This is a genomic window from Paenibacillus sp. 2TAB19 (genome assembly GCF_052115185.1).
Taxonomy (GTDB): Bacteria; Bacillota; Bacilli; order Paenibacillales; family Paenibacillaceae; genus Pristimantibacillus.
This window is the reverse complement of the sequence record NZ_JBFRGE010000082.1, coordinates 1-26,221: the sequence shown is the minus strand read 5'-3', so window position 1 is coordinate 26,221 and position 26,221 is coordinate 1. Positions and strand designations below refer to the sequence as shown.

The following is a 26,221-nucleotide window of genomic DNA, read 5'->3' as shown; positions in this document are numbered from 1 at the left end:
GAATGATCTTCTTTACGCTTTATCGCTGTAAAGCACTTAAACATTCTAATGTGGTAAAGAGACCCGCCTGGCGGCTCCTTGTGCAAAGGTACCACCAAGCGGGTAGAAATTCAACTATTCTATTGAAAGGATGCTGTCGATGGCCGTACGCGCACGAAGCGCCACTGCAGCCAGCTCTGCTCTAGTAAGTCCTGCGGAAGGGAGCAGCTTGCCTGAAGCCGTTCCTTTCAGGATGCCGTATTTGACCATGACAGCCAAGGACAAACGGTATTCTGACGTGATGGCTGAAGCATCTGTAAATGGTTTAAGAAGCTCAGCCGCCGCTTCCCCCGACATCGTGACATCGAGACCGGCGGCACCTAATGCTTTAGTCAGAATGTCTGCCGTTTGTTCCCGACTAATCGAAAAATCAGCCGAAGGCGTTGCGTTTGCCGATAGTTGGAGAAGAGCAGCTTCTCTCACGACGRCATCAAACCACTTCGTATCTTGCTCTTCTTTGGATGGCGTTATTCCGAGTACGTTAAGAGCGACCATCAACGCTTGATAATAGGTTGTATAGGATGTCGGCTGCATCCGGTCAGCCGACACGCCGTTCAGCAGCAGTAAGCTGCTTGCTTGCCGGATTTCTTTGGCGTACCACGCATCGGCCGGTATGTCTATGAACTGGCGTTCGACGTTAATCGGGACGTAAATGCCGTCCGAAAGCACGAGTGCCTGAATGGTTCTCGTACCATCCGCATTCGTTACGACGCGAGTGGGTACTGGAGTTAAGGTACCGTCATTATTCAATCTAGCCAATACCGTGAATGCGGCAGAGCTATCAGCAAGTTTCCCATGAGCGTACATTCCCTTCTTGGAAATGATGCTTAACTTCACAGGTGTTCCTGCCACTGATACGCCCGGTATTTTCAACTCATTCACAAGCGAAAGCTCAGCCTCCGTCAATGCGCTTACCAATACGGATTCAGCTTCCGGCTCTTCCGGTTGTTCCGTTCCCGGCTCCGGCTCAGGTTCAGGAGACGGCGTAACGGTGCCGGATCCGCTGTTGCTTCCGACGGTCACCGTAACGATGTTGCTGCCTGTGGTGCTTCCTGCGAAAGCTTCTGAATGAGCCGAGATTTGCAACGTTGCTTTGGCCTTAGCAGTGCCCGCAAGTTGAAGCTTCGCTACCGTTTGATCTTCGTTCAACGTGACAGAGGATAGAGTCAAGCCGCTATCTCCGCCGTCGAAGCTCCAATTATCCGTATTGACCGCATCAAGACCGAATGGAGTCTGGTCCGCTTGGACGTTCAGGAATGGGTTGCGCTGTGAACCGGATATTTTGCCGGATACGCTAATGACAGCATCGGTCTGGAAAGATAAGCTGTCGATACGCAGATCCGGTGAACGGAATACAACGTAAAGATCATGCGTCCCCGTAATGGCCGTATTGCTCAAATCAACCGTAACATCGGTATAACCCAGCTCGCTCACGGCTACACCCGCAGTTTCGATCGTGTAAGAAGTCGGACCCGTGTAACCTACTTCCAGCAAAGCGATCGGCGCGCTATACGGTGAATCCGCATGAAGCGTAATGAATCCGCCTTCCGAACCACTCGCCACGCTGGYAGTTACCCGCTTCGCTCCCGTTAAATCCACTTTAGGGATTGCTGTCCAAGAGCCGTTCTGCTTGGATCTGACCGAATAATATTCGCCTACGACTTTCTTTTCTTTCAAACCGCTAGCCGTACGAGCCTTCGATACCTCATGATAAATGACTTCGTCCGAAGCGAACGAATGGTCGAAGACGTTGAACGGCTCGTAAATATCGAGCTGAGCGAGCGGCGTTCCGACTACTTCAACCGAAGCTTCCAGACGGATATCGTCCGATGCAGATCCTGCCATGAATGAATAGGTGCCGCTCTCGACCTGGAAGTCGCCTTTATTGACGTCCCATACGGCAAAATCTTTCGGATTCACGGTCAACTCGACCGTCTTCGATTCGCCGGCTTCCAGCTCGATTTTCTCATAAGATACGAGCTGCTTAATAGGCGCATATTCGCCATACGCAGCATCATTGTTGTTCGCATAGAGCTGGACGACCTCGGAGGTGTCCACAGCGCCCGTATTTTCTACGGTGACGGATACGGTGAACGGTTCGCTGCCGCTGACCGAAGAAGGAACGGCCAAGTCGCTATACGTGAAATCACTGTAAGATAAACCGTAACCGAAGCTGTATGTGACCGGAGCGTCGGTATACATATACGTCAATTTGGATTCAATCGGATCGGCATTCGTCATATCAACCGTGAATCTAGGGTCGGTATTGGCTTCGATCGTCTGGGTCGTATTGCCCTCCGGTATCGCGTATTGGTTAATCGACGGGAAAGCCGACATATCCGAGTACCATGTAGATGTCAGACGGCCTGTTGGCGAATAATCGCCATAAAGCACCTGAGCAAGCGCCTGTGAATCGTATTGTCCCCCATACGGCTGGTACACGATCGCGGACACGTTCGGATTGTTCTGAATGTCTTCCATAACCACCGGGAAGCTGGATTTCACAACAACAATTGTTTTCTTGCCCTCTGCCGCGAACGCCGCGGAAACCTTCTCGACGAGCTCATAATCGTCATTGCCCATATAGAGGGAAGATCGGTCGTTGCCCTCACCGGCGCTGTGACGAGGAATCGCACCTACGAATACAATCGCGTAATCGTCTGTTGCTGCTCTAGCAGCTGCTTCTTCGCCAACATCCTTAACGATCGTCTGCTCGAATTTCACATCATCGCCTCGGCTTGCTGCAACCGTTGCGTTCGTTAGCGTCGTGGCTGCCGTCTTCAGCGTGTTGTCCTCCGCGGTTCGGATGAATCGGCCGTTCGTATAATACCAGTTCGAGAAATCGCCGCTGAATCCGGTACGATAGCCGTTGGACACGATCGAGACGGTGTCGTCTCCGTTCGCTTCCATTCGAAGCCGTGACGGAATGGTGCTCGTGCTTCCAAGCATCTCGGCCAAATTCCAGTCATTGTTCGTAAGGTTCAGCTGCGTTGCGTCGGTATTTCCAACGACCGCATTGGCGGCGGACGGCGAGGTAATCCATTTGCCGTTAAGCAGAGACTGCAAGCTTACGCCTTCCTGACCCCAATCGTACACTCTGAACAAATGTGCATTGTTCTCCACATCCAGCGGATCTTCTGTCGTGATTAGCCCCGCGCCAGCTTCTCCGCCGTATGTGCTCGCCGTAACGGTCTGACCGCTCAGGACGGATTGAAGCGCTATTAATTTGCCGCCTTCATCATAGCTAACGTTGTCGCTTCCATTTTGCTTAATAATGGCAAGCAGCGGTGAATCACCGGAGTTAGGAATACTAGGAGTTGTCCCTACGGAATAAACAGTCTTGAACCTTGCATCCGCATAGGGGCCGGATACAGCAGCTTTCTGTTCCTTTGCCAGCGGAAGAGCTCCGTCGTTTTTAAGCAATACGATACTTTCCTGTGCCGCCCGCAGCGCCACGTCTTGGTGCTCTTGCAGCGCATAAGTAGCCGGCGCTTCCGTACGCACGTCCTTGGCGTCTTGCGCGAACGGATAATATTTCGGAATGCCGTTCTCGTCCGTTTCGTTGAAAATGCCGATGCGTACCATCTGATTAACGTGCGGACGAGCCGCTTCGATCAAATCCTCGGCTGTGACGTCGTATTTCCCTTGCTCGACAGCGCTTACGACCGCGAGTACGTCGGCTAGCGCGTCGCTTGCGTTCGGTGACGGTCGCCCCGCATTCGCTTCGGCCAATATCATGAGCAAGTTCGCCAGCGTCCGATCTTGTGCATACTTCGTGTCATAGCCGTTACCCATCGTGTTAGCACCAAACACGAGTGCGTCTCCGTTGAAATCGGGCGAGCTGTATACACCGTACTTGGAGAAATTGTTGGCGTGAAGCTGGATGGGCGAGAAAATGTTCGGCACGCCGTTGGTGCGGCCAAACGAAGTCATAACTCCCGCTACCGATCCGTTCTCAAAAGCTTGCAGCGGAGCGCGCGTTTGATACTCGTAAATGGCTCTTGCTCCCGCGCTGTTACTTGCGGACTGTCTGAACCATTGCGCATTATATACGGAGTAATGCTTCGTGCCTACGGCAGCCCGCATCCAAAATCCGTCCTCGCTTTCAGCCTGATCCGTACCGCTGAGGCCCGCCGCCATTTCGTCGATCATCGTGCCTGCGAGATAGGCGTCCTCCGCGAACCCTTCGTCGAACCGGCCGCTGAGCGGGTTGATTCTTAGATCGCTTACGACCGTGAAAGCGACCGAAGCGGAAGAATCGCTTCCGCCATGGATATTCGAAACGCCTTGCTTAACTTTCAGCTGGCTGATTTTCTCGGCGCCGATGACTTGTCCGATATCGGCAAGCAGCTCTTTATTCCAGGTTTGCCCCATCCCTACCAATGCCGGAAAATCAGTCGATATGCCTTGTACGTTATCAGCGGCTGATAGTGCCCCCGGAATCTTATGACCCGCGTTCTCTCCCTGCTGCAATGTATAATGATTACGGGATCCAGTCGCATAGACAGCTGGACCTTCTAAACCCGTGTACTGAAAGTAAGCGTCTACAAATGCATCCAAATGCTCGGGCACTCCGTCAAAGAGCGGCATACCATCAAAAACGCCGCCCACTTGCGTCTTGAAGGCAACTAGGTCCTCCTCAGCCGCGTTGACGACTCCTGTTGGCATGGTTCCTGTTAGCAGTCCAATCGAGAGCGAACATGCAAGAACAACCGGCATTGCTTTCTTGCTCCAAGTCCGATAACCGAATACCTTCATAACCGATCAACCTTCCCCTCTTGTACTTAAGTGACTACTTGACCACACGCCTCGGTTTACTGCTCAAAACGCACCTCCTCTTTTCCGATAGCGCTTTCATACCATATTTTACTTGTCACTTCGAAATAGAAATAGCGAGCTATTTCTCGGGTTGTTACCGCATTTTTTTGATGCCCTACTATGCAAAAAGCGTAATTGATGTTTCTATCGAGCCGGTATCGTTCTAAAAAAAAACAAAAAAACCTTGATTTCTCAAGGTTTTTTCTGGAGGCGCCTGGGAGGTCTAGCACGCTCTATTACCTCTTCGCCTTATAAAACTCATGATACAGCTTCATCAGAGCTCTCTTTTCGATCCGTGACATATAGCTCCGCGAAATGCCCAGCTCCTTCGAGATTTCCCGTTGCGTAATCACCGCAAACGGCTAACAATTYCAGGTCGAGAACTCGCTGGGTCTCATACCCATCTCCCGTTTAAACAGCTTGATGAAATAACTTTTGTTGGCATAGCCCAAATAATCGGAAATTTCCTCCACGCCTTTATTGGATTGCTGAAGCAGCTCCTTCGCCTTTTGCAGCTTGACCATATTGACGTATTCGATAAAATTTTGATTCGTTTCTTTTTTGAACAGCCGGCTGAAATAACTGGCATTCAAATTCAAATATCCCGCCATATCCTCCAAGGAAACCTTCTCGGTCACATGCTCAATGACATATTGCTGTGCCTTAATGACCTCTGGCCGCTTCGAGGTGACGGCGAATAGGCTGAGCTTGCGCGCAAACTCCTTCAAGAAGTGGATCAGCCACTCCTCAAGATGATCGAGCGTCTCGATCCCATGAACGGAATCGTACAACTTCTCGCCGGGCAGGAACAGATCATGCGACATCGTCGCCTTCGCCTTCATCTGGAGATCCATAAGCAGCTGAAGCACCATCTCCTTCACGTCTCCAGGATGGAACGACTGTCTGCGGACAGACCTCATCCACTGTTCCACCAGCAGCTTCATTCTTCCTGTTGGTTGAGCGCGACGCTCTTGTTCACGCTGGAGAACACTTCTGCATATTCGGCGAAAATATCACCTTTGGCAAACGCTTTTACCTCAAAGCGGTGAATGCCTGTCTCCTTTATATAGAAAGCATGTTCCCGTTCCTTCAGCATGGGCAGCAAAATTTCACGCAGCTCCTTCGGGTTGCGGGCCGGTCTGCCCATTATGCACGTCACGTTGAACCGCAAATAACGGATAATGGCCGCGATGCCGTCGCGCATGGCCACATGAATTTGTCCCAGCTCCCCTTCCGGGTTGTCTGTGCGGCACAGGACGACAAGCTGATTGTTGCTGTACCTAAAGATCGGCCACTTCTCCGGCGGCAATACGTCCTGCAGCACGTTCTCAACGGAAAAAGCAATCGTGTATTCGTTCATCTCCCGCGACTTGGACAACTCAGGCATCCGATTGATGACGAGCAGAAGCGGCACATGCCACTTTGCGTTTAAGGAGACGCCGAACGATGCCGCGCGCGCTATCCAGTCTTCTTTCGGCCAAGAGGATTGGAAGAGCGTTTCCTTCAGAAATTTTTCCTTCAGCGCGGACACGTTCATCGTTTGCTTCTGCTTGTATTGCACGATATCGGCGTACCGCTGCTTTCTCTCCGCAAGCTCGTCGGCCATTCTTTTCAGAATGTCCTGCAAATCTGCGACATCCAGACTTTCCTTCAATATATAATCGCTTACGTTCAGCTTAATCGCTTGCTGCGCGTACTTGAACTCATTATGACAGGACAGAATGACCGCTTTCGCGTCCGGTTTGACGGATAGGAATTTGTTCAGCATCTCCAGTCCGTTCATCTTCGGCATGCCGATGTCGGTCACGATAATGTCGGGCGGATCCTCACCCGCCGCTTCCCATGCCTCGAGTCCGTTGGAGAAGCTTCCTGCCAGCTGGATGCCGAGATCATGCCACTGCACCGCGCCTGCCAAGTATCTCAGAACGGGAAAATCGTCATCTACCAATATGGCTTTCAACATAGGTCTCACCCGCGCTCTCGACTTCGATTGGGAATTGTAACGTAATTGCAGTCCCTATACCCGGTTCGCTTTGAATCCACGATTTAAATTTGGTTCCATAGATAAGCCGAAGCCGCTGGAACACGTTTTTGACGCCTATGCCGGAGAAGCCGCGCGCCTCTCCTTCGCCATCGCCGTCTTCGCGCTCTTCGCTTTGCTTCCTAAGCTTCTCCAGCTGCTCCTCCGACATGCCCGCGCCGTTGTCGGTTACGCTGATGCGAATCAGTCTCTTACCGTCCTCGTTCACCCTTCCCGCTGCAATGTAAATCTCGCCGTGCTGTTGCTCAAAGCCGTGTATAATGGCGTTTTCGATCAGTGGCTGGATCATGAAACGAGGCACCAACGTTTCGCCGCATTCATCGTCGAACCGGGTAACGAGCTGAATCTGATTGGCATGCCGGAAGTTCATTAGCTTCATGTAATGATCGATGGTAGCCACTTCTTCCCGAAGAGGAATATAAGCGTTGTCGCGATCAATAGTCATCCGCAGCAAGGAGGAAAGCGAACCGATCAGCTCAGCGTTCTCCTTGTCCCCGCGCACCAATATATTCATTCGAATCGAATTGAGCAAATTGAACATAAAATGCGGATTAATTTGCGCTTGCAGCATTTCCAGCTCCGCCTTCCGCTTCTTCGATTGTTCAACCGTTATTTGCTGGATCATGAATTCGATCCGATCGAGCATATAATCGATCGTCCTTGCAAGCTGACCGACTTCATTGTTCGTCCTAATCCCGTTGCGGGAACCAAGCTGGCCTCTTCCGATGCTCGTCACGAACTTGCTAAGGCTTGTAATCGGCTTCAGGATGGCGGAGATACGCACCGTAAGCAGGAGGAAAAACAAAGTAAAAAACAACGCCTGCACGATAAAACTAATAGAAAGCACTTGTTTATTTTTCTGAATCGCCGGATTCAACGGAATCAGATTGACGACATGCCAACCGTTGCTCTCCAGCGTCTGCTGGACGATAATATACGTTTCGCCGTCCGTCTCGACGGTCTGCTTTTCTTTCTCTAGCGGCCACCAATCCAGCTTCTTGCCGATTCTAGCGGGGTCCGAATGGGACATGACGCGTCCGGCGGAATCTATCAGCATCATCTCCTGATCCGCGCCTCCATTCAAGTAAGGCCGGATAAGTCTTTCGTTCATATCGATCACGATGTAACCGATGGGACTGTAAGTGGCGCTTCTAATAGCGCGTCCCATCGTCACCGTATGAGACTTGCCGCCCGTAACGCGGGAGATGTCTCCCCTCCAATAGGCGGCGAGCATCTCCCGGTTCGAAAGATTAGGGAACCAATCCTCCCCGTAGAGCCTTGTGGGATCGTAATCGCTGTGCGAATAATTGGTATAGAACGCATCTTTTGTCCCCAGGATGGTCACGTCATAATCGTTTTTCGGCATGAACAGCTCGTCCAAGCTGCGCGACAATTGGCTGTAAGCAAGCGAGTAGCTCCGCCTCTGCTCTTCCGGCTGAAGCGCATCCCGGTTCGTGGACAGCATCTGTCTCAGCTCGCTGTTCATGAGTACGAAGTTCGACAGCGTGAGCGTATCCTCGAAGAGGCCGTTGATTTCGGTTTCGGCTACCTTGAGCGAATCCTTCGCGTTAGCGATGACCTTTTCCAATATAATATCCCTTGTGAAGTAGTTCGTTACAATATAGATGACGATAAGCGGGAACAGGAAACAAATTAATGCCGACCAGACCAGCTTCGTGCGCAAGGATTGATGTCGTTTCATAACGAGTTCCCCCGTCCTTAGCCTCTAATTGGAATGGGGACAGGGAGATTACGTCTCCCTGCCCCTCCATATTGTAAACCGCTTCAAGACAGGCGGCAAATGTTACTTTCCGCTGTTATTGCCTACGACTTCGGTTATTTTCTTGTCGATGTTTGCAATCGTGGCGTCAATGTCTTGGTTGCCGAGCAGGTACAGCTCCGCTTCCGGAATAACCGAGTTTTTGGCTTCATCTGCATATTTCGTCGGTACCGGCGCCGTTCCCGGAACCATCGTTTCCATCGTATAGTTGAGCGATTCCACGTCGATTTTGGACGGATCCTTTGCCGCGCCGACAATCGTATCGATCAGCTTGCCCGTATCCGCTTTCGCCCAGCCGGAGAAGACGCGTCCGCCGATGCCCAGTCCTTCGGACGTATACCATCTAACGAAAGTATAAGCGGCTTCTTTGTTTTTGGATTTGGCGGCTACGCCCATATAAGTCGGTTGAACCGGCGTGTAATGCTTGCTTTCGCCATCTAGGCGCGGGATTGGAGCGAACGCCGTCACGAAGTTTGCGGGTATGGCGTCCGTTCCGCCCGACTCCGCTACCATCCAGTCGCCCATTGGCAGCATGGCGGCAAGCCCGTTGAAATATTGGTTACGGTAAGCGAGTTTCTGCGAAATAATATCTTCGTAAGCGTTCGCGCTCTTGTCTTCGTACATCATCTTCTTCATCATTTCCAGGTTCGCCTTGAACGCCGGATCAAGCGCGTTTGAAGTGCCGTCCGCCTTCAGGAACGTGTTGTCCGTAGGCTTGCTCATAAGCTGAAGCTGGAAATAATCCGGCCAGTTGTGCAAATATGCGCCATAACGCTTCGTCGCGCCTTCGCCTTTCGTCAGCTTCTGGGCATACTCAGCGAACTCGGTCCATGTCCAATCCGTTGGAACCGGCAATCCYGCTTCGTCCAGCATCTCTTTGTTTAGCAGAACGAACCAGCGCTGCATCGAGGAAGGAAGCGCGTACACTTTTCCGTTCACCTTCGTGTCGACTAAATATTCGTCCTCGTACTTGTAGCCATCCTTCTCGATGTAGCCGTCAAGCGGTTCCAGCATGCCGATATCCGCTCGCTGCGTATAATTCGTGTATGGAAGCTCGACGATGTCGAGCTGATCGTTAGAAGCCGCCATCAGGTCCAGCTTCTGCATCGAAGCAACGGAATCTCCTTTCTCGTTCAAAAGATCCAGCTCGACTTTAATATTCGGATACTTCTCTTCGAATTTAGGTATGATTTCGCTCCACTTCGCTTTTCCGTCCGTCTGCCAAGTGCTGAGCTTCAGCACGACTTGCTCCGCAGCCGGCTCCTTGCCTGCGTTCGCAGGCTTATCGGACGGCGCTCCGCCGTTTGTCCCTCCGGAACAAGCGGAAGCGAGCATGGCCAAACCGATCATCGTAATGCCTAATCTCTTTTTCATGTGAACCCTCCTCATCATATTGCTTCGTAACTGTTCGTTAGGCGAAGTTGAAACGGCTTACGAGAGAATCGTATCATGTTCGATTATGCTCCGAAGTTCTCATTTTTTACGTAGTTGAAACGATTTTGACTTTGTCATCCTTTCACCCCGCCAAGCGATATGCCTTCGATGACCTGCTTCTGGCCGATGGCGAAAATAATCAGCAGCGGCAAAATCGCGGATACCGCGCCCGCCATCATCAGCGAGTAGACATCGCCGTACTGATCGCCGAACAGCCGGATACCAAGCTGAATCGTAAATAGTTCCTTCGACTTCAGGAAGATTAGCGGATATTGATAATCGTTCCATGTCCAGATGAACCGCAAAATCGCATAAGTAGCGAGACCCGGCCGAATGAGCGGCAGCGCGATTTGCATAAACGTGCGGAAGTGTCCCGCTCCGTCGATTTTAGCAGATTCCAGATACTCGTTGTTGACGCTCATGAAAAACTGGCGAAGCATGAACGCGCCGATAATGCTGAAGCTGTTAATCAGGATAAGTCCCAGATGCGTGTCGATCAGGTTCAGCTCGTTGAACAATAGAAACTGAGGCACGAGCGACGCTTGCGGCGGAACCATGTACAGGGCGAGCACAAGAAGAAACATGGCATCGCGGCCGCGGAAACGCAGCTTGGAGAAGCCGTAGGCAGCCAGCGCGCATACGAGCACGTTAATGAAAGTAGTCGCCAACGTAATATAAATGGAATTGCCGTAATACCTTACGAAATCGCCGGTCCACACGCTCGTATAGTTCTCGATCACGTTCCATGTGGAAGGAAACCACTGTATCGGAAACGTAAACACGTCCGCCTCTTTCTTGAAGGAGGCCGACAGCATCCATAGAAACGGCAGCAGCGACACGATGCCCATCAGCCCCATTATTAACGTCCAGATCAGCTTGGATAATTGCAATTGCTTCATCTTCTTAATCTCCTTCCGTACATCCCGCCGTTAGTAGTTGACCCATCTCTTCTGCGCCAGCATCTGAAGACCCGTAACGGCGAGGCAGATGAGGAAGAGTATAAGCGCCATCCCGGACGCATAACCCGTCTTCAACTGATTGAAGGCCGTGTCGTACAGCTCGTATACGATAACCGTAGTCGAGTTCGCGGGACCGCCTTGCGTCAGCACCTGGATAAGGTCGAATATTTTAAATGTGCCGATGATGCCGGTAACCAGCAGAAAAAACGTGGTCGGCGAAATGCAAGGAACGGTAATTTTCCGAAATTGCGTCCAAACGTTGGCTCCGTCGATCTCCGCCGCTTCGTACAAATCCTTCGGTATGCCCTGAAGGCCGGCGATGAAAATAATAATGTTGTAGCCAAGCAGAATCCAAACTTGAATCATCATAAGTGAAGGCAAAGCATAGTCGATGTCGGCGAGCCACTTCGGCGGGTTGTCGATCCCAATGGACATCAGGAAGCTGTTGACGGGCCCGAAGGTCGGGTGGAACAGCACCTGCCACACCATGGCGACCGCCACGACGCTCGATATATAGGGAAGAAAATATACGACCTTAAATGCGCCTTTTCCGTAAACATGCTTATCGATCAGGATGGCCAGCATAAGCGCCAATACGATCGTGATGGGCACCGTAATAATGAAAATCAGGTTGTTGTACAGGCTTTTCATAAAGACGTCGTCTTGAAACAATCTCTCGAAATTGTCCAGACCGGTGAACCTTATGCCTCCGATCCCCGTCACGAAATTCCATTCCGTAAAGCTGAGCAGCAGCGATCCCAGAACCGGCAGAAGCGACAGCACGATTAGTCCCAGCATCAGAGGCGCGACGAACAAATACCCCGCTATCGATTCTCGAAAGCTCATGCTGATTCCTCTGTTTGTTCTCATAGTCATCCTCCCAAACGCGAAATAGTGTACGTAATCAAGTTGTTATCTTCACGTTCATTGTAGAAAATAACGCGGACCGAAATAAGAATGAGAACTGCCCAATTTGAAACTTTTTTTACTTTTTAAATAAAAGAAGCGATGAGACAGATGCCGGTTTCGGTCATCTATCCCATCGCAAGGCCTTATCCTGTCTGGGTTCTTACCTTTCCCTTGAGATATTTTTTGGGATGGCCGCGCGGTATACAAAAAAACGAGGGTGCCATCCTTCAAAAGAACGGCATCCTCGTTATATATGACGAATATTTTTTGAATCAATATAAGGTTTGGAGCGATTGAGGCGTGAAAGGAATAAGTTCCTCCAGCTTGCCTTCCCTAATCTTACTTACCCAAGCCGGATCCGAAAGCAGCGCCCGGCCGATGGCGACTAGATCGAACTCCTGATTCTCCAGCTTCGGTATTAAACTATCCAAGCTTGCGATCCCCGAGCCGCTTCCTGTAGTGAAGAAGGTCGACACGTCCCCTTCCAAGCCGACGGAGCCCACCGTGATGGTCGGTTTGCCGGTCAACTGCTTCACCCAACCCGCGAAATTCAACTCGGAACCTTCGAATTCCGGTTCCCAGAAGCGCCGCGTCGAACAATGGAATATATCCACGCCTGCATCCACCAAAGGTTCGAGAAATTGCTTTAACTCCTCCGCTGTTTTTACGAGCTTAGCCGAGTAATCGGAACCCTTCCATTGCGAGATACGCAGGATGATCGGGAAATCGGGGCCAACGGCTTCGCGGCAAGCTTTTACGACTTCCGCTGCAAAGGTCGTACGCGCGATGAAACTGTTTCCGTATCGGTCCGTCCTCTGGTTCGTTTTCTCCCAGAAAAATTGATCGATTAAATAACCGTGCGCGCCGTGCAGCTCGATGCCGTCAAACCCAAGACGTTTGGCTTCAGCAGCTGCTTTTGCGAATTCCTGCACGATACGGCCGATTTCTTCTTCGGTGTACTCATTCACGTTGCCGCGAGCGCCCATATGCCAGATTTGAGGAACGATCTTGCCTCCCGCATCGTGTACTTCGGAAACGACATTCGCCCAGCCTTTCAAGGCTTCTTCCCCGTAGATGAACGGGACATCCTTCTGGTTGCTCGAATCGGCATGGTTAATGACCGTGCCCTCCGTTATGATTAGCCCGACCCCGTTCTCTGCCCTGCGACGATAATAAGCAGCGACATCCTGCCCGGGAACGCCGTTAGGCGATTTTTGGCGCGTCATTGGCGCCATTACCGTTCGGTTGGTCAAGGATAGCTGCCCTATAGAAAAAGGACGGAATAGGGATTGCACCGTTTGCGTGTTAGTCATGGTTACCCTCCATTAAATCTTATTTTTRAAAGCATGCGCATGCATATAAATTACCGAAATAAAAGAATTCTGTCAAGTTGCTCTTATTTCAACAGTTTTTGAACAAGAATTTCCAGCTCGGTCAAGATGCCATCGCTATTAAGCTCTGCATTCAAAACCTGATTAACCGTTTCAAGCGCTTGTTGGTACTTATGTTCGCCCGACTCCGTAATTCGGGTATAGATGCCGCGTCGATCATCGGCGCAGGTATGCCGTTCCAGTGCTCCAACACTGGGCGCTCCCATGCGATCCACAAGGCGAGACGTCGCGCTTTGGCTTAACCCCACCAGCTCTTGGAGCTGCTGCAATCGCAGTTCTTTGCACGGCGAGCTGGAAACGAATTTAAGTACGCAAAATTCCTTTAAGGAAATATCATATTGCTTGAGCAGCGCTTGTTCCAACTTATCGTTGACGCTGGAATGGATCTGGGATACAGCCAGCCATAGATCCAGACGTTCGTTGTTGTTTTGCAAGATTCGACCACCCCGAGAATAAATGTTGATAACGTCGTCTTATTGTATCAAGCTTATCGGAAATGGTCAAAATCTCTATTCATGCGATATCCTCCTCCACGCAGTCATTACATTTAAAAAATGTCCAATTTTGCTTTTAACAATTCTATATCATCAAGGCCAGTAATAGAGTTTTTCATCGAAGCTTCATTTTTCCTTTTCTGAAAAGCCGTTTGCCCCTCCTTCGCATGGGGACAACGGCTTTTTGATTTACAGCAGCGTCTTCTGGTGTTCGTGTTCGTATAGATCGGGGCGGCGGTCGTAGAAGGGCGCTACCGCTCCGCGTTCGCGATTCTCTCGGAGCCTGTGGAAGTCGAGCTCGACCAACACCGTCATGTTTTCGTTCGTTTCCCCGACCTGCAAGATGCCATCCGCGGCGAACGGCAGATCGCATGGGGTGAATACTCCCGCTTGGCAATACCCCATGTCCACCTGTGGACGATCCTCGGACAAGGATCCGACGAGGCCGCTCAATACGACGAACAACTGATTTTCGATCGCCCTCGCTTGGGCGCAATGCCGCACGCGATGGTACCCGAAGGAACTATCGGTATAGGAAGGGCATAGAAGCAGTTCCGCGCCGCGAAGCGCGGCTGCCCTCGCCAGCTCCGGAAACTCGATGTCGTAACAGGTCAAGATCGCCATCTTGCCCCACTCCGTGTCGAATACGTTAAGCTCGTCGCCCGCGACCAGAGGCCAGCGAATCTGCTCCTCCGGCGTAAGATGCACCTTGCACTGCGTCTCCACCCGTCCGTCGGGAAAGAAGAGGAAAGCCTTGTTCGAGTACTTGCCCTCTTCCTCTCGGCAAATATGCGTCCCTGCTAGTATGGCAATATTGCATTCTCGGCTTCGTTCTCCGAAGAACTCGATATATCTGTCCGTCAGCCCGTCCAGAAAATAACACGCTTCATCGTGCAGCATCGACGGCTCTAAGCTTAGCAAGTGTGCCGTCAAGTATTCCGGGAACACGATCATGGAGGCGCCCTGCCCGGCAGCATCCCGTACCTTCGTATCGATTCCCGTCCAGAACTCTTCTTCGGTACGGATATCGGTGAGACCGTATTGCGTTGTTGCTATCGTTAACTTCTTCATATGCACCTCTGGTATGTTTTAAGTACGAATTTGTAAAGAATAGATATCCGTCCGGCGATCCTTGAAAGACAATGCATCGTTGGACTTACGATACCTTTCCAGCGTTTCCATGTCTACCTCGGCCATGATGACCGTCTCCGTATTCTCGCTGCACTCCCCCGCGATGCCGTCGCGAGAGAAGGAAAAATCGGCCGGCGTATAAATACCGGACTGGGCGTACTGAACGTCTACGTTGTCCACATGGGTTAGATTCCCTACCGTTCCGGCGGTCACGATGAATACTTGGTTCTCGATCGCCCTGGCCTGCGCACAGTACTTCACCCTCAGGAACGTCTGCCTATCTTCAGCGCAGAAAGGAACGAATATAATCTGCGCTCCCTCCTCAGCGACGATACGCGACAACTCCGGATACTCGATATCGCTGCTGAGTTGAATCGATATTTTACCGCAATCCGTATCGAACACCCCGAGTGATCTCCCCCCGTTGATGCCCCACCACTTCCGCTCGTTCGGAGAAATATGCAGCTTGTATTGCTGCTCAATTGTGCCGTCCCGGCGGAACAAGTGAGCGACGTTGTATAGCCGGTTATTGTTCTCGACGAAGTGGGAGCCGCCTACGATATTTACGTTATATTTGACCGCGAGTTCGGAGAATAACTCCACATAGTTGGTCGTATAGGTCGTGAGCTTCCGGACGGCCAAGCTTGGAGACCGCTCATCCAAAAAGGAAAGCAGCTGCATCGTGAAGTTCTCCGGGAAAACGGCGAAATCGGACTTGTAATCCGCTGCCACGTCGACGTAATGCTCGCACTGGGTGGCGAATTCCTCGAAAGAATCGATCTTCTTCATCATATACTGGACCACGCAAATTCGGACGGGAAAAGACATTTTATAAAGCGTCTTGTTGATGCTAGGCTTGTATTCGATATTATTCCACTCTAACAGGGCCGCGAAATTTTCGGAATCGGCGTCATCGGACAAATAATTGGTAATGATCCTCTTCAGCGTAAATCCGTTCATCATCTGGAAAGTCAGCACCGAATCGTAGATGTTCTGCTGCAACACTTCCTCCGCATAAGCTCTCGGCGACAATTTATCGGAATAGTTGTGATATCCCGGGATGCGTCCCCCTACGATAATACTCTTGAGGTTAAGCTGCTCCGCCAGCCGTTTCCTTGCCTCGTATAACCTTCTGCCGATCTTCATGCGGCGRAAATCCGGGTGTACCATGACTTCCATCCCATAGAGGTTCCCGCCCCGGGGGTTATGGTTGCGAATATAGCCCTTGTCCGTGATTTCGGAATACGTATGCTGCTCCAAATAATCGTCGAAGTTCACGATCAGGCTAGAGCAGGAGCCGATAATATCACCGTCGAGCTCCACGCACATTTGGCCTTCGGGAAACGTGCGGACGTGACTTTCCAATTGATCCAGCTTCCAGGGACTCATGTTCGGAAAACAAATATTTTGCAACGCGATGATTTTATCGAAATCTTCGCGTTCAATGTTGCGGATGATAATTTTCTTTTCGAATTGCGAGATTTGATCGGTTGTCATAGAAATAAGACCCCTTTATAAATGCGTTTAACTACATTATACCACATTGAGAAGAAATGCCTTCGGCGTACTTGTCAGAGGACGGTGTCGTTTCAGCGTAACGTGTAGAGAATGGATGGGGATTTCAAGAACTTTCCTATACGTCAAAAAAGTCCACACCCCTGAACAAGAGGCATGGATAATCGGGCCTTGAATGTATATTACGAAAATTGTATTTAACTCGGAAAAATGACTTTCTTGCCCGGGAATGGGCTGCGATTCATGCCGTTATATTCGATAATTACTCAATCGCTGGACTGAGTGGATGCACAGAAGACAAAAAAGAGCTCAAATGGCTGCACAGCAGTCATTTGAACTCTTTAGAAATGCATGACCTCACGAATCATTCATGAGTCGATCGTGCAGGCAGCCGGGTTGCTTTCTTGACTATGAATTGCTCTAGATAAATACGACCTTCACTTCTTCATCCGCACTCAGAGTTACGTGAATATGTTTGCCCATTTCATCATTGAGCACTTCTGATTCACTGCCATTCACAATGGCTTTCGTCCAGGGAATTCCCGAACTTAATCTGATTGCATTCACGCTAATGCTTGAGCACAGCGTCACTTGTGATGTCCCGGTTCTTAGATCCCAAGACAGCTGCTTCACCTCTACTTGCGTTCTTGCCATAAGCCCATCCATAGATCCCGATTGCCAATCAGAAGGCAAAGCCGGAAGCAGCTCGATTTCACCCGTATTCGAGAATAGCAACGTCTCGTTAATTGAAGCAACGACGCCAAATGACGTATCGGTGCAATAGCAATGATTTCTGCGATTCGTATCATGGTCTGTCATTAACGACGGGTAATAACCGGCATCCGTCATCATGGGCAGCAGCGAAGACAGTACGCCTTCGCCTTGTTTGAGCCGCGCGCTAACTAGTGCCTTATGCATCCATCCGTGCCCCGCCGTCGCGTCCTTCGTATTGTACTTGTCTCTATTCTCAAGTGCGATCCTCGCTGCTGTAGCGAGAGCTTTATTGTTTTGCGTTTCATAAGCAGGCCAAGCGACGTACAGATGGCTCAGATGGCGGTGGTTATTATTTTCCGTATATTCATTCATCGCCCATTCACGCAAAGCGCCGTCCGCATCATATTTATAATCAGGCAACAGATTTAAGAGCGCTTCCCATTTGGCAACGGCGGCTTCATAGCCTTCGCGCTTGATGGCTTTCTCCATCGTGATGACCATTAACAGACCATCTCGCGCAGCCGAAATGTCCATGGTAGCATTAGCCGTAATCGTGCTGTTATAGCCAATCGGATTATTTTCCGGCGAATAGGTCGGGATAATCATATACTTCTCGCCTGGATTTAACGTTTCTTTACCCCTTTGATGACAAGCATTGCCGTTCTTGTCCGTGAAATATTCCGGCGTACATATCTGTTCCCAGAAGTTAGCCTGCTTCGTCAGGAGAGGAAGCAAAATATCTTCCTCCAATTCCAGATATCCCTTTCGCAATAGATTAGCGAATTCCTTATCGGAAAGCCCCCCGTCATGGACGCTGAGCAGCGGCTGCAACTCATAGATTCTCATTGTATCCACAATCGGAATTTGCTTATTGCCGTAGCATTGCCAGTATTCGTAGATCGGCAGCAGGCACCAGCTTGCCCCGGCATTCCAATACTCAAACGGATAATCGTTGTCGTATTCCACATGCATGCCGCGGTCGCCGTCAGAGTTGACGGATACCTGAAGCGCATCATGCATGCCGTAAGCCATGCGGGCATTGTATGCGAAGTCCGGCGCATTTCGCAGAAAAAATGCGATATATCCCAGCTGCGCCTGCGTCAGATGCCCCGTATTCATGGCCGCAACCTGCAAATTCACATTTGCGTCCAAGGTGTAGATGCCGCGCCAGCCCGGATTCCATTCGCCCGTCCACATGCCGTACAAGCGAGGTGCGCTTGAGCCGCCGCAGCATATCATCGCATACCGCCCCTGGTTGTAAACCTGCTCCATAAAGGCATGATTGATTCTCGATACCGTTGCTTGTTGGTTATGAATCAACGCTAGATTATCCGCCTGCTTGTCCATCTCATCGCCAGCTAACGAGAAACGGACGGCATTGAATTCAGCAGCATGCTGCTCGGTATGGGGAGCAAGGGCAGCGTAATAATCAAAACAGCCTTGAACATCACTATACTTCTGCGCGACGGTGTTCGTATGCCGGAACAACCGCTCTACGAGAGCGTATTCCGTCTGTCCGGCAAAATCTTCGATACTGCCCATCTCATAAGTTCGATTTGATTGCGTAATGAGATAGACGGCATCGGCATCTATGATTTGAATCGCCGGATTCTGCTCGCTGCCAACGTTCATTGTTTCATTTGTTTCAGAGAGCAGCACTCTTCTCTTCTTGCCGTTAACCACGAGCACCTGCGTTAACCCCGCATATCCTGCATTCGTAAGCTCGCTGCCTTCATAGGACGGGTAATGGGCGATCTGTGCAATATATTCAGCCTGCGGATGTACCAGCTTCTTATACTGAAGTGCTGTTACCTCAGAGGTGCCGTTTCGGGCACGGCTCATATTCGAAATGTCATCGATGGAGATCGTCATATTGATTTTGGTACCGGTGGCTGATTGCTCGATCTTCGTAATCGAAACATTGTCTGCTCTGGAAGTGAATGAAGTTCTCGTCCACCTGCCGAACTCATCGGTGTAACGCACGCCCGTCTCCGCCGTCTCATAATTCGTCCATCGCTCATAACGAGATACGCTTCCTCTATTTGCCGCGCTTAACCGGAGCTGATGTCCGGGGTGATAGCTGTAATAGAACGTTCTGATTCGGGTCGCGCCTCTCTCATCCTCGATCTTCCATTGGTCGTTCTGATTAAAGACGTTCCATCTCGCATCGCCAAGCTGCTCCGTTAACTCATCCGGAATGAATCTCGGATCTTTGGACGGATAGTTGAACCACATATACTGGAAAATGAAGCTGTCCGAATATGGCGAACCAGACGTAATATAACCGTTCTCGCCGTTGCCGCTAACCATGCCGTCCCGCCAAGCGTATCCTGGGTTGGAAGCCGGCACGTCCGTATAGGTGCAAACGTAATTTCCTTTTTCAAACAAACACGCAGTCGAAGTTGTCATCGTCTTATTTCCCCGCTTCCCAAAGCTCCTAGCATTTCGATATAATTATATCGATACAAGCATGAAAACGTTATTGATAGAGACGACCAAAGGCATCCTCGAGCTGTCGCATTTTGGCAGAGGAGAACAAAGATATGAACCTCCCCCCCATTAACATCGGCAATATGGATATTAAGCTTGCGCTCGGCGGATTTGCACTCAATGTCTTGTATGTGAAGTTCGGCTATTTCCATAGCTCGATGCGCGAGCACAGTCATAGCCACGGCAGCTATGAGCTTCATTACATCCCTAGCGGTCAAGGTATACTGGTCGCGGATGGGGAGCGTTATCCCCTAATGCCTGGAACGTTGTTTATGACCGGACCTGATGTCGCGCATGAGCAGATTCCGGATCAGAACGATCCTATGGCTGAATACTGTATCTTCTTCGAGGTTCTCACTGGTGACTCCCAGTTAACTGCAAATAAAAACAGCACGCATAAGGATAATCTCCTCTCGGAATTGCTGGTCAACACGCCGTTCTGGATCGGTCCGGACAACGAAAATATGATGCCGTTGTTCCAGATGCTTGCAGACGAACTGTCATCGAAGCGCCTCGGCTTTCATCACATGGCAACGAATATATTAGAAATGATCGTTACCCGAATGGTTAGACAGTATACGGAGCGCCTCTCCTCTCTAGTGGACGTTCCGGTGAAAACGTTGGATGACAGCAGACTGCTTACCATCGAGAACTGCTTCTTATACGAGTACTCTTCCATTACGCTAAAGCAGCTTGCGGACAAGCTGGGTCTGAGCACCCGCCAGACGGAGAGGACCGTACAAAAGCAATACGGCGTTTCCTTTAAGAATAAGAAACAGCAATCCCGAATGAGCGCTGCAGTCCAGCTTCTTGCAGAAACCGACTTGTCTATTAGTACCATTGCCGCAAGGATCGGCTTTGCAACCTTGGAACAATTCAGTCATTCGTTCAAACAATATTATGGAATAACGGCTACCCAATACAGGTCTCAAAAGAAATGACAACCCGATTTCCTATACTCTCCGGGAGTAACGCCTACCGTATTCCGAAAAACTTTATAGAACGTGCGGCTGTTATCGTAACCGACGCATTTGGCGATTTTGTCCAGCGGCATATCTTTGGTTCCTTCGAGCAGTTGCTTCGCTTTCTCAATACGTACCTGATTCAAAAATTTTACAAAGGTGCCGCCCGTTTCTCTTTTGAACATTTGTCCGACATAGCTTGGATGAAGGTTTAGGTTTGCGGCTATATCAGGCAAGGAAATATCCTTCATATAATTGGTTTCAATAAAGGCCTTCATGAGAGAAATATTCTCGTTTTGCGTAGGAGCCGATAATCTATTCAACGATAATGGCTCCGTTCTGTGCTGTTTTTCCTCCAGCAGCGCCAAGGCGATTCGCTTCAGCAGCTCGGCGAGCTCCTGCTGATTGACGGGCTTGAGCATATAATCCACGACCTGCAGTTGAACCGCTTTGCGAGCATACTCGAATACATCATGTCCGGTTAGAATGATGAACCGTTTCACCTTCTTCTGCTGAGCCTGTTTAATAAACTCAAGACCATTAATCCCCGGCATATGGATATCCGTTATGATAAGATCGGGGTGAAAATAGTCGATTTTCTCCAATGCGTCGATCCCATCGTTAGCCAATATGATTTTACCGAACGGCGTGTTTTCTTCCTCGATCATTTCGCGAATGCCCTCAAGTATGATGGGTTCGTCATCCACGATCATCAGCCTCAACATGCTTGATCTCCCCCGTCTGCAAAATGAGAGTAAACGTAGTTCCCTGTCCATCCCCGCTTGTAACAAGCATCTTCGATTCCTTGCCGAAAAACGCCTTCACGCGTTCTATTACATTGCCGAGGCCAATGCCCGTTCCTGACGATAAAGAAAGATCTGCTATACCGCCATGAAGTCTTAGCCGCAAATTCGAAAGCTTCGGTTCTGGAATACCCGCTCCGTTATCCGTAACATGGATTTCAATAGCATCTTGTGCTCTCTTGAAATGAATAGCTATCATCTTTGTCCCCCGTAGGTTCGACAGTCCGTGAATCATGCTATTCTCTACCAGCGGCTGCAATATAAATCTCGGACAACGAACCTTGAGCAGCTCTTCATCCGTTTCAAGCTCGAACAGAAGATCCCTCATCCGAATCTGATGAATGGCGATATAGGCCCTGACATGCTCCAGCTCCTCCTGAAGCGTCGTATCATCTGATTGCGATAAACTATAGCGAAGGAGATTGCCTAAGGAATATGCCATCTCAGCTACTGTATAATCCTTGTTCGACCTTGCAAGCATTCGCATCGTCTCCAGCGTGTTGTACAAAAAATGAGGCTGAATTTGGGCTTGCAGCATTTTGAAATCCGCATCCTTCTTTAGCAGCTCAACTTTCTGTACGTGATTAACGAGTTCATCGATGCGCCCCATCATGGCGTTGTAATTGGATATGAGGAAGCCGATCTCATCCTTGCCCAACTTTCCCGCATACGGGGTTCCAATATCATCCAAGCCAACTTTACGCATATGACGGGACAGAAGCAAAATACGCTTTGTAAGCGATGACAATAGAACGTAATAAAATACCGAAAGCAAACCAAGCAGGACAATTCCAGCTCCTGCGAGCCAAAGCTTCGTCCATAAAAATTGGAACAAGGCGTCTTGTTTATTCACTTCAACAACGGCTAAACCGAGGCGCGGCACTTGTACGGAATTAACCATAAGTCTCTCTCCGTCAACAAGGAACGTATTGTCCTCTCTGCTCAGCACGGATGATTTGATCCTCGCAAGCAGCCCGGTACGAATGACCGTTTCCCTACTCGAGCTGAAGACAGTGCCCTCCCAATCCATCAGCAGAATCGTATTTTGCGGATGAATGGCGCTAAGCGCTTTCATAAACTCCTCTAGTAAAGCGGATTTAACCTTGATTTCAATAATGCCAAGTTCGCTTGTATATGTCTCACTATAAAGCTTGTGATAGTACACCAAGGAAGGTTCCGACCCGGCGTCGATTGATTTCTTCCACAATCCCTTCGCCGGAAGCAACTTCCTCTTCTCCTCGCTGCTCAGCTTGCTCCCTATCTCCGAATAGTCCGCGAATTCCGGGAAAGACAACAGCCTTTTCTGCGTTTTCGGGTATACGACAAGCTGCTCAACCATCGGCTCGCCAAGAGACGCGAATGCAAAAGCGRGACTGATCTCTTTTAAATACGAGTAAATCAGATCCCTGTCATACACGTAATCGCCTCGCAAGAAGTCAAGCAAAGCGGTATTATTTTGGTAGATGGAATACAAAGATTCGATCTTAGACAGACTGGCCTCCAAATTAGCGCCCTGCTGTTCGATATTTTGCTGATTGGTCAGTTGATACTGCGTAATTAATCGCCCATAGAGCTGGTTATAGACAAACGCCGAAAAAATAAGGAACGGGAGAACAATAAGAAAAATATAGCCAACGACCATTTTTGTGCTAATACGCATAGAATCAGATCTCCTCGATAAACTGAAAGCAAGCGAGCTCATACGGAAAGCCGCCCTTCCGGGCTAACCTTCCATATGAGCTTATAAGCAGCCTCTTATTTCGTCAATCTATCATACTTTTCCTTTAAAGGTCCGTATTGCTCGCTCGCCCAAGCCTCCAGCTTCGACATTCCGATCTTCTCGGCTTTCTCTATCATATCTTCGTACGCTTGCAAAGCTTCGGCTTCCGTTGGCGCCAAATACACCTTCGTAACCTCCGTTTTCACCATATTATCAATATTGGTTCGAATAATCTGTTCAGGAGAATCCGTATCCGGATTAATCATGCCGATTGCTGGATTAAAGGTTGTTATTCGGGAATAGGCTTCCCCTTGACGAGTTGTTTCCGAACCTTTCTTATAAGAGCTTAATGCCATGCCAACTCCCGTCTCAGTTGGTACTCCCCACCAGTATACACCTTTTTGTTTTAGTGTCTCTAGATCTTGGACATTGTAGTTAAACTCAGGATATCCTTCTTCATTCCATGTCCAATCTTTCCCTTCAATTCCCCATTCCGCCGTACGCCAGCCCTCTTCCGAATACAAATATTCAAGAAACTTCACAGTCGCTTCTACATTTTTGTTATCCTTCGACACATACATGCCAAGTCCTCCGGTTCCCGTACTAACAACCGAGGCATCAGCTCCGAGAGGCTCGGCGAGCTGGATGAATTCTAAGCCTGAGTCTTTACTGGAAGCATTGAGGCGATCCGCGCCAGAATAGGTCCACGTGTAAGCAAAGCCTTTGCCGGAAACCATCATTTGCTCTGTCTCCGATTCATTCTTATAGGCAAAATTTTCCGATGTAACATAACCGTTGCGGTATAAGCTGTTCATATACAGAATCGATTTACGAGTGGCATCTTGTCTGAGATAATATTCAATCTTTCCGTCTTTATCTGCAAATCCGCCTACTGCTCCAAATTGCGTATCAAAGTAAGGACGTTGCCAGTTCGGATTAAGAATAAGCGGCGTCATGTCCGGATATTTCTCTTTTACGGCAGCAAATGCCTTATCCAAATCTTCTATCGTGTTAATTGTCGGATTGCCGATTCCCTCCAAAATATCTTTGCGAAGCGTTAGCCCCGGCACCATCATATGGGCATATGGACTYRCTTTCCACTCTGATTCAGAAGAGAAGTCATTTCTAATGGCATAATAATTTCCATCGCTTACCGTATTGACGAGCTCCTTGACCGGATCAAACTTCACGCTTGGGGCATATTTCGGAAAAATTTCATTATAAGGAAGGCTGATGTTGCCGTCCGACATGAGCTTGAAGTTGAAGGAAACAACGATATCGGGCAAATCTCCTGATGCGACCATCAGGGCAAGCTGTTTGTCATCCGTAGCTACCGTAATTTTCGGCTTAACGCCTGTCGCTTTCGTAATTGCCTCTGGTATTTCACCCTTCCAGTCTTGGAACGGATACCATGTTGCATCGACGAACATCGACAGCTCGACCGGTTCCTCTGTCCCGTTATTGCCGGAATCTTCTCCTTCCGCTTTACCATTGTTCGTGTTCGCCGTTCCGTTATTACCACTGTTGCTGCAAGCAGATAGTGATCCTCCTATCAATAATAATGCTGCGAACATGACAATAACCAGTTTATAGCTCTTATTCATTCCCATACCCCCGTCTATAATAGTCTTATTTTAAGGCCGCCAGTCTCATTATGAAAGAGTCAGCCGAAAAACCACATCAGCCTTTGACTGAACCTAACATCATGCCGGATACAAAATACTTTTGCAAAAACGGATARACACCRAGAATAGGAACGATCGATACGACCATTGCTGTCGCTTGGAYMGAGAAAGGCGTRACGCTGGAACGCGACATCGCTGCCGCTTGCGCATCTCCCGACGGGACCATGGATTGGTTAATGACCTGCATCATCCGGTAGGTCAGCGTACGAAGGCCCTCGTCCTGTACGAAATAAGCCGAATCCAGCCAAGCATTCCATTGACCGGAGCCGATGAACAAACTCATCGTGGCAAGCAGCGGCATCGAGACAGGAAGAATAATTTTGGCAAAAATCCGCACCTCCGATGCCCCGTCGATTCTTGCCGACTCACCCAGCTCCTCGGGAATGTCAGTAAAGAAAGAGATCGCGATCAATAGGAAAAATAAATTCAGCATACCCGGGATAACATAAACGCCGAATGTATTGATGAGCCCAAGGCTCTTCAGCACGATGTAGAAAGCGATAATGCCGCCGGAGAAATTCATTGCTACTACAACAATCGTAAAGTAGCTCTTGCGGAAAATGAGATCCCTCTTCGCTAGGCCATATGCAACAAGCCCGGTGAACAAGACGCCTAGAACAGTGCCCACGATGGTCCTTAGCAACGAAATGCCGAAGGAGCTGATCCACTTCGGATCCTCGAGAAAATAGAGATAGTTGCCAAATGTGAACTGCCTAGGCCACAAGTACATGCCTCCGGCCGCAGTGTCGGTGCCGGCATTAAAGGTAATCAACAAAATATAGTAAAACGGATATAGCGTTCCRAAGACAACAACGACGAGAATAATCGTAATGATCGTGTCCAGTATCCGATCCTCTAGCGTTTTTCTTCTGCGCATGATGAATTCACCACTCTCTTGTTACTTATTGAATCAGAACAATCCGTTGCCCGACACGCGTTTGGCTATAGCGTTGCTGCTGAATATCAGGATCACGGAAATAACCGATTGCATAAGATCGATTGCCGTAGCGAACGAGAATCTGCCTTGGGCCAGACCGATCGTGAAGGCATAGGTTTGAATGATTTGCGACTTCTCGCTGTTAATCGTATTGCCAAGCAGCATCGATTGCTCGAAGTTCGATCCGACTAACCCTCCGCCCAACATGCTGCCGATCGTTAGGATTAAGACAACGATGCTTGCCCCCTTCAAGCCAGGCAGCGTAATGTGGATAATTCGCTTAAGACGCCCCGCGCCATCCATCTCGGCAGCCTCGTATAGCGACGGATCAATGCCGGCAAGCGCTGCAAGGAATATAATCGTCCACCAGCCCGCTTCCTTCCATATGGCTGTCGAAAC

Annotated in this window: 18 protein-coding genes and 1 pseudogene; 1 reads left to right on the top strand and 18 read right to left on the bottom strand. The window is 49.7% G+C overall.

Features of this window, described 5'->3' with window-relative positions:
* Positions 1-114: 114 nt before the first annotated feature.
* From AB4Z33_RS25720 to AB4Z33_RS25660, 13 genes and pseudogenes are all read right to left on the bottom strand, one after another.
* A complete protein-coding gene (locus tag AB4Z33_RS25720; RefSeq protein WP_442052626.1) occupies positions 115-4,797 on the bottom strand; it encodes a glycoside hydrolase family 3 C-terminal domain-containing protein in 4,683 nt (1,560 codons plus the stop codon).
* A gap of 296 nt (positions 4,798-5,093) precedes the next feature.
* Positions 5,094-5,204 (bottom strand): annotated as a pseudogene (locus tag AB4Z33_RS25715) (sigma factor-like helix-turn-helix DNA-binding protein); the annotation flags it as partial.
* A 15-nt stretch (positions 5,205-5,219) separates the two neighbouring features.
* The gene (locus tag AB4Z33_RS25710) at positions 5,220-5,801 is read right to left on the bottom strand and encodes a helix-turn-helix transcriptional regulator (RefSeq protein WP_442052625.1); all 582 of its coding nucleotides are present in this window, start codon (positions 5,799-5,801) and stop codon (positions 5,220-5,222) included.
* Complete coding sequence (locus AB4Z33_RS25705) at positions 5,798-6,820, bottom strand: response regulator (RefSeq protein WP_442052624.1); 1,023 nt, start codon at positions 6,818-6,820, stop codon at positions 5,798-5,800. The genes AB4Z33_RS25710 and AB4Z33_RS25705 overlap by 4 nt, the downstream gene beginning before the upstream one ends.
* Positions 6,795-8,600, bottom strand: a complete 1,806-nt coding sequence (locus tag AB4Z33_RS25700; protein WP_442052623.1) for a cache domain-containing sensor histidine kinase — start codon at positions 8,598-8,600, stop codon at positions 6,795-6,797. Before AB4Z33_RS25700 ends, AB4Z33_RS25705 begins: the two co-directional genes overlap by 26 nt.
* Before the next feature lie 102 nt (positions 8,601-8,702).
* Positions 8,703-10,052, bottom strand: coding sequence for an ABC transporter substrate-binding protein (locus AB4Z33_RS25695; protein ID WP_442052622.1), 1,350 nt, complete (start codon positions 10,050-10,052; stop codon positions 8,703-8,705).
* 134 nt (positions 10,053-10,186) lie between these two features.
* A complete protein-coding gene (locus AB4Z33_RS25690; RefSeq protein WP_442052621.1) occupies positions 10,187-11,011 on the bottom strand; it encodes a carbohydrate ABC transporter permease in 825 nt (274 codons plus the stop codon).
* A 30-nt stretch (positions 11,012-11,041) separates the two neighbouring features.
* The gene (locus AB4Z33_RS25685) at positions 11,042-11,941 is read right to left on the bottom strand and encodes a carbohydrate ABC transporter permease (protein ID WP_442052620.1); all 900 of its coding nucleotides are present in this window, start codon (positions 11,939-11,941) and stop codon (positions 11,042-11,044) included.
* Between the two features lie 311 nt (positions 11,942-12,252).
* The gene (locus AB4Z33_RS25680) at positions 12,253-13,293 is read right to left on the bottom strand and encodes an NADH:flavin oxidoreductase (RefSeq protein ID WP_442052619.1); all 1,041 of its coding nucleotides are present in this window, start codon (positions 13,291-13,293) and stop codon (positions 12,253-12,255) included.
* Positions 13,294-13,376: 83 nt separating this feature from the next.
* Positions 13,377-13,805: a MarR family winged helix-turn-helix transcriptional regulator gene (locus tag AB4Z33_RS25675; protein WP_442052618.1), complete on the bottom strand. Its 429-nt coding sequence runs from the start codon at positions 13,803-13,805 to the stop codon at positions 13,377-13,379.
* 249 nt (positions 13,806-14,054) lie between these two features.
* The gene (locus AB4Z33_RS25670) at positions 14,055-14,936 is read right to left on the bottom strand and encodes a carbon-nitrogen hydrolase family protein (RefSeq protein ID WP_442052617.1); all 882 of its coding nucleotides are present in this window, start codon (positions 14,934-14,936) and stop codon (positions 14,055-14,057) included.
* Between the two features lie 18 nt (positions 14,937-14,954).
* Positions 14,955-16,493, bottom strand: a complete 1,539-nt coding sequence (locus AB4Z33_RS25665; RefSeq protein ID WP_442052616.1) for a GNAT family N-acetyltransferase — start codon at positions 16,491-16,493, stop codon at positions 14,955-14,957.
* A 438-nt stretch (positions 16,494-16,931) separates the two neighbouring features.
* The gene (locus tag AB4Z33_RS25660; protein WP_442052615.1) at positions 16,932-19,613 is read right to left on the bottom strand and encodes a glycosyl hydrolase family 95 catalytic domain-containing protein; all 2,682 of its coding nucleotides are present in this window, start codon (positions 19,611-19,613) and stop codon (positions 16,932-16,934) included.
* Positions 19,614-19,768: 155 nt separating this feature from the next.
* Here AB4Z33_RS25660 and AB4Z33_RS25655 point away from each other — a divergent pair, with 155 nt between their 5' ends.
* Complete coding sequence (locus AB4Z33_RS25655; protein WP_442052614.1) at positions 19,769-20,656, top strand: AraC family transcriptional regulator; 888 nt, start codon at positions 19,769-19,771, stop codon at positions 20,654-20,656.
* Here the strand turns inward: AB4Z33_RS25655 and AB4Z33_RS25650 are convergent.
* From AB4Z33_RS25650 to AB4Z33_RS25630, 5 genes are all read right to left on the bottom strand, one after another.
* The gene (locus tag AB4Z33_RS25650; RefSeq protein WP_442052613.1) at positions 20,644-21,402 is read right to left on the bottom strand and encodes a response regulator transcription factor; all 759 of its coding nucleotides are present in this window, start codon (positions 21,400-21,402) and stop codon (positions 20,644-20,646) included. The genes AB4Z33_RS25655 and AB4Z33_RS25650 overlap by 13 nt on opposite strands.
* Positions 21,377-23,140, bottom strand: coding sequence for a sensor histidine kinase (locus tag AB4Z33_RS25645; protein WP_442052612.1), 1,764 nt, complete (start codon positions 23,138-23,140; stop codon positions 21,377-21,379). The genes AB4Z33_RS25650 and AB4Z33_RS25645 overlap by 26 nt, the downstream gene beginning before the upstream one ends.
* A 95-nt stretch (positions 23,141-23,235) precedes the next feature.
* Positions 23,236-24,804 (bottom strand): extracellular solute-binding protein, encoded by a 1,569-nt coding sequence (locus AB4Z33_RS25640; RefSeq protein ID WP_442052611.1) that lies wholly within the window; start codon positions 24,802-24,804, stop codon positions 23,236-23,238.
* A gap of 76 nt (positions 24,805-24,880) precedes the next feature.
* Positions 24,881-25,762, bottom strand: coding sequence for a carbohydrate ABC transporter permease (locus tag AB4Z33_RS25635; protein ID WP_442052610.1), 882 nt, complete (start codon positions 25,760-25,762; stop codon positions 24,881-24,883).
* 33 nt (positions 25,763-25,795) lie between these two features.
* On the bottom strand, positions 25,796-26,221 hold a 426-nt coding region (locus AB4Z33_RS25630; RefSeq protein ID WP_442052609.1), incomplete at its 5' end, for an ABC transporter permease subunit.

Coding starts and splice junctions, on each gene's coding strand:
- AB4Z33_RS25705 (WP_442052624.1), bottom strand. CDS start 6,820: ATGTTGAAAGCCATATTGGTAGATGACGATTTTCCCGTTCTGAGATAC.
- AB4Z33_RS25700 (WP_442052623.1), bottom strand. CDS start 8,600: ATGAAACGACATCAATCCTTGCGCACGAAGCTGGTCTGGTCGGCATTA.
- AB4Z33_RS25690 (WP_442052621.1), bottom strand. CDS start 11,011: ATGAAGCAATTGCAATTATCCAAGCTGATCTGGACGTTAATAATGGGG.
- AB4Z33_RS25685 (WP_442052620.1), bottom strand. CDS start 11,941: ATGAGAACAAACAGAGGAATCAGCATGAGCTTTCGAGAATCGATAGCG.
- AB4Z33_RS25680 (WP_442052619.1), bottom strand. CDS start 13,293: ATGACTAACACGCAAACGGTGCAATCCCTATTCCGTCCTTTTTCTATA.
- AB4Z33_RS25670 (WP_442052617.1), bottom strand. CDS start 14,936: ATGAAGAAGTTAACGATAGCAACAACGCAATACGGTCTCACCGATATC.
- AB4Z33_RS25655 (WP_442052614.1), top strand. CDS start 19,769: ATGAACCTCCCCCCCATTAACATCGGCAATATGGATATTAAGCTTGCG.
- AB4Z33_RS25650 (WP_442052613.1), bottom strand. CDS start 21,402: ATGTTGAGGCTGATGATCGTGGATGACGAACCCATCATACTTGAGGGC.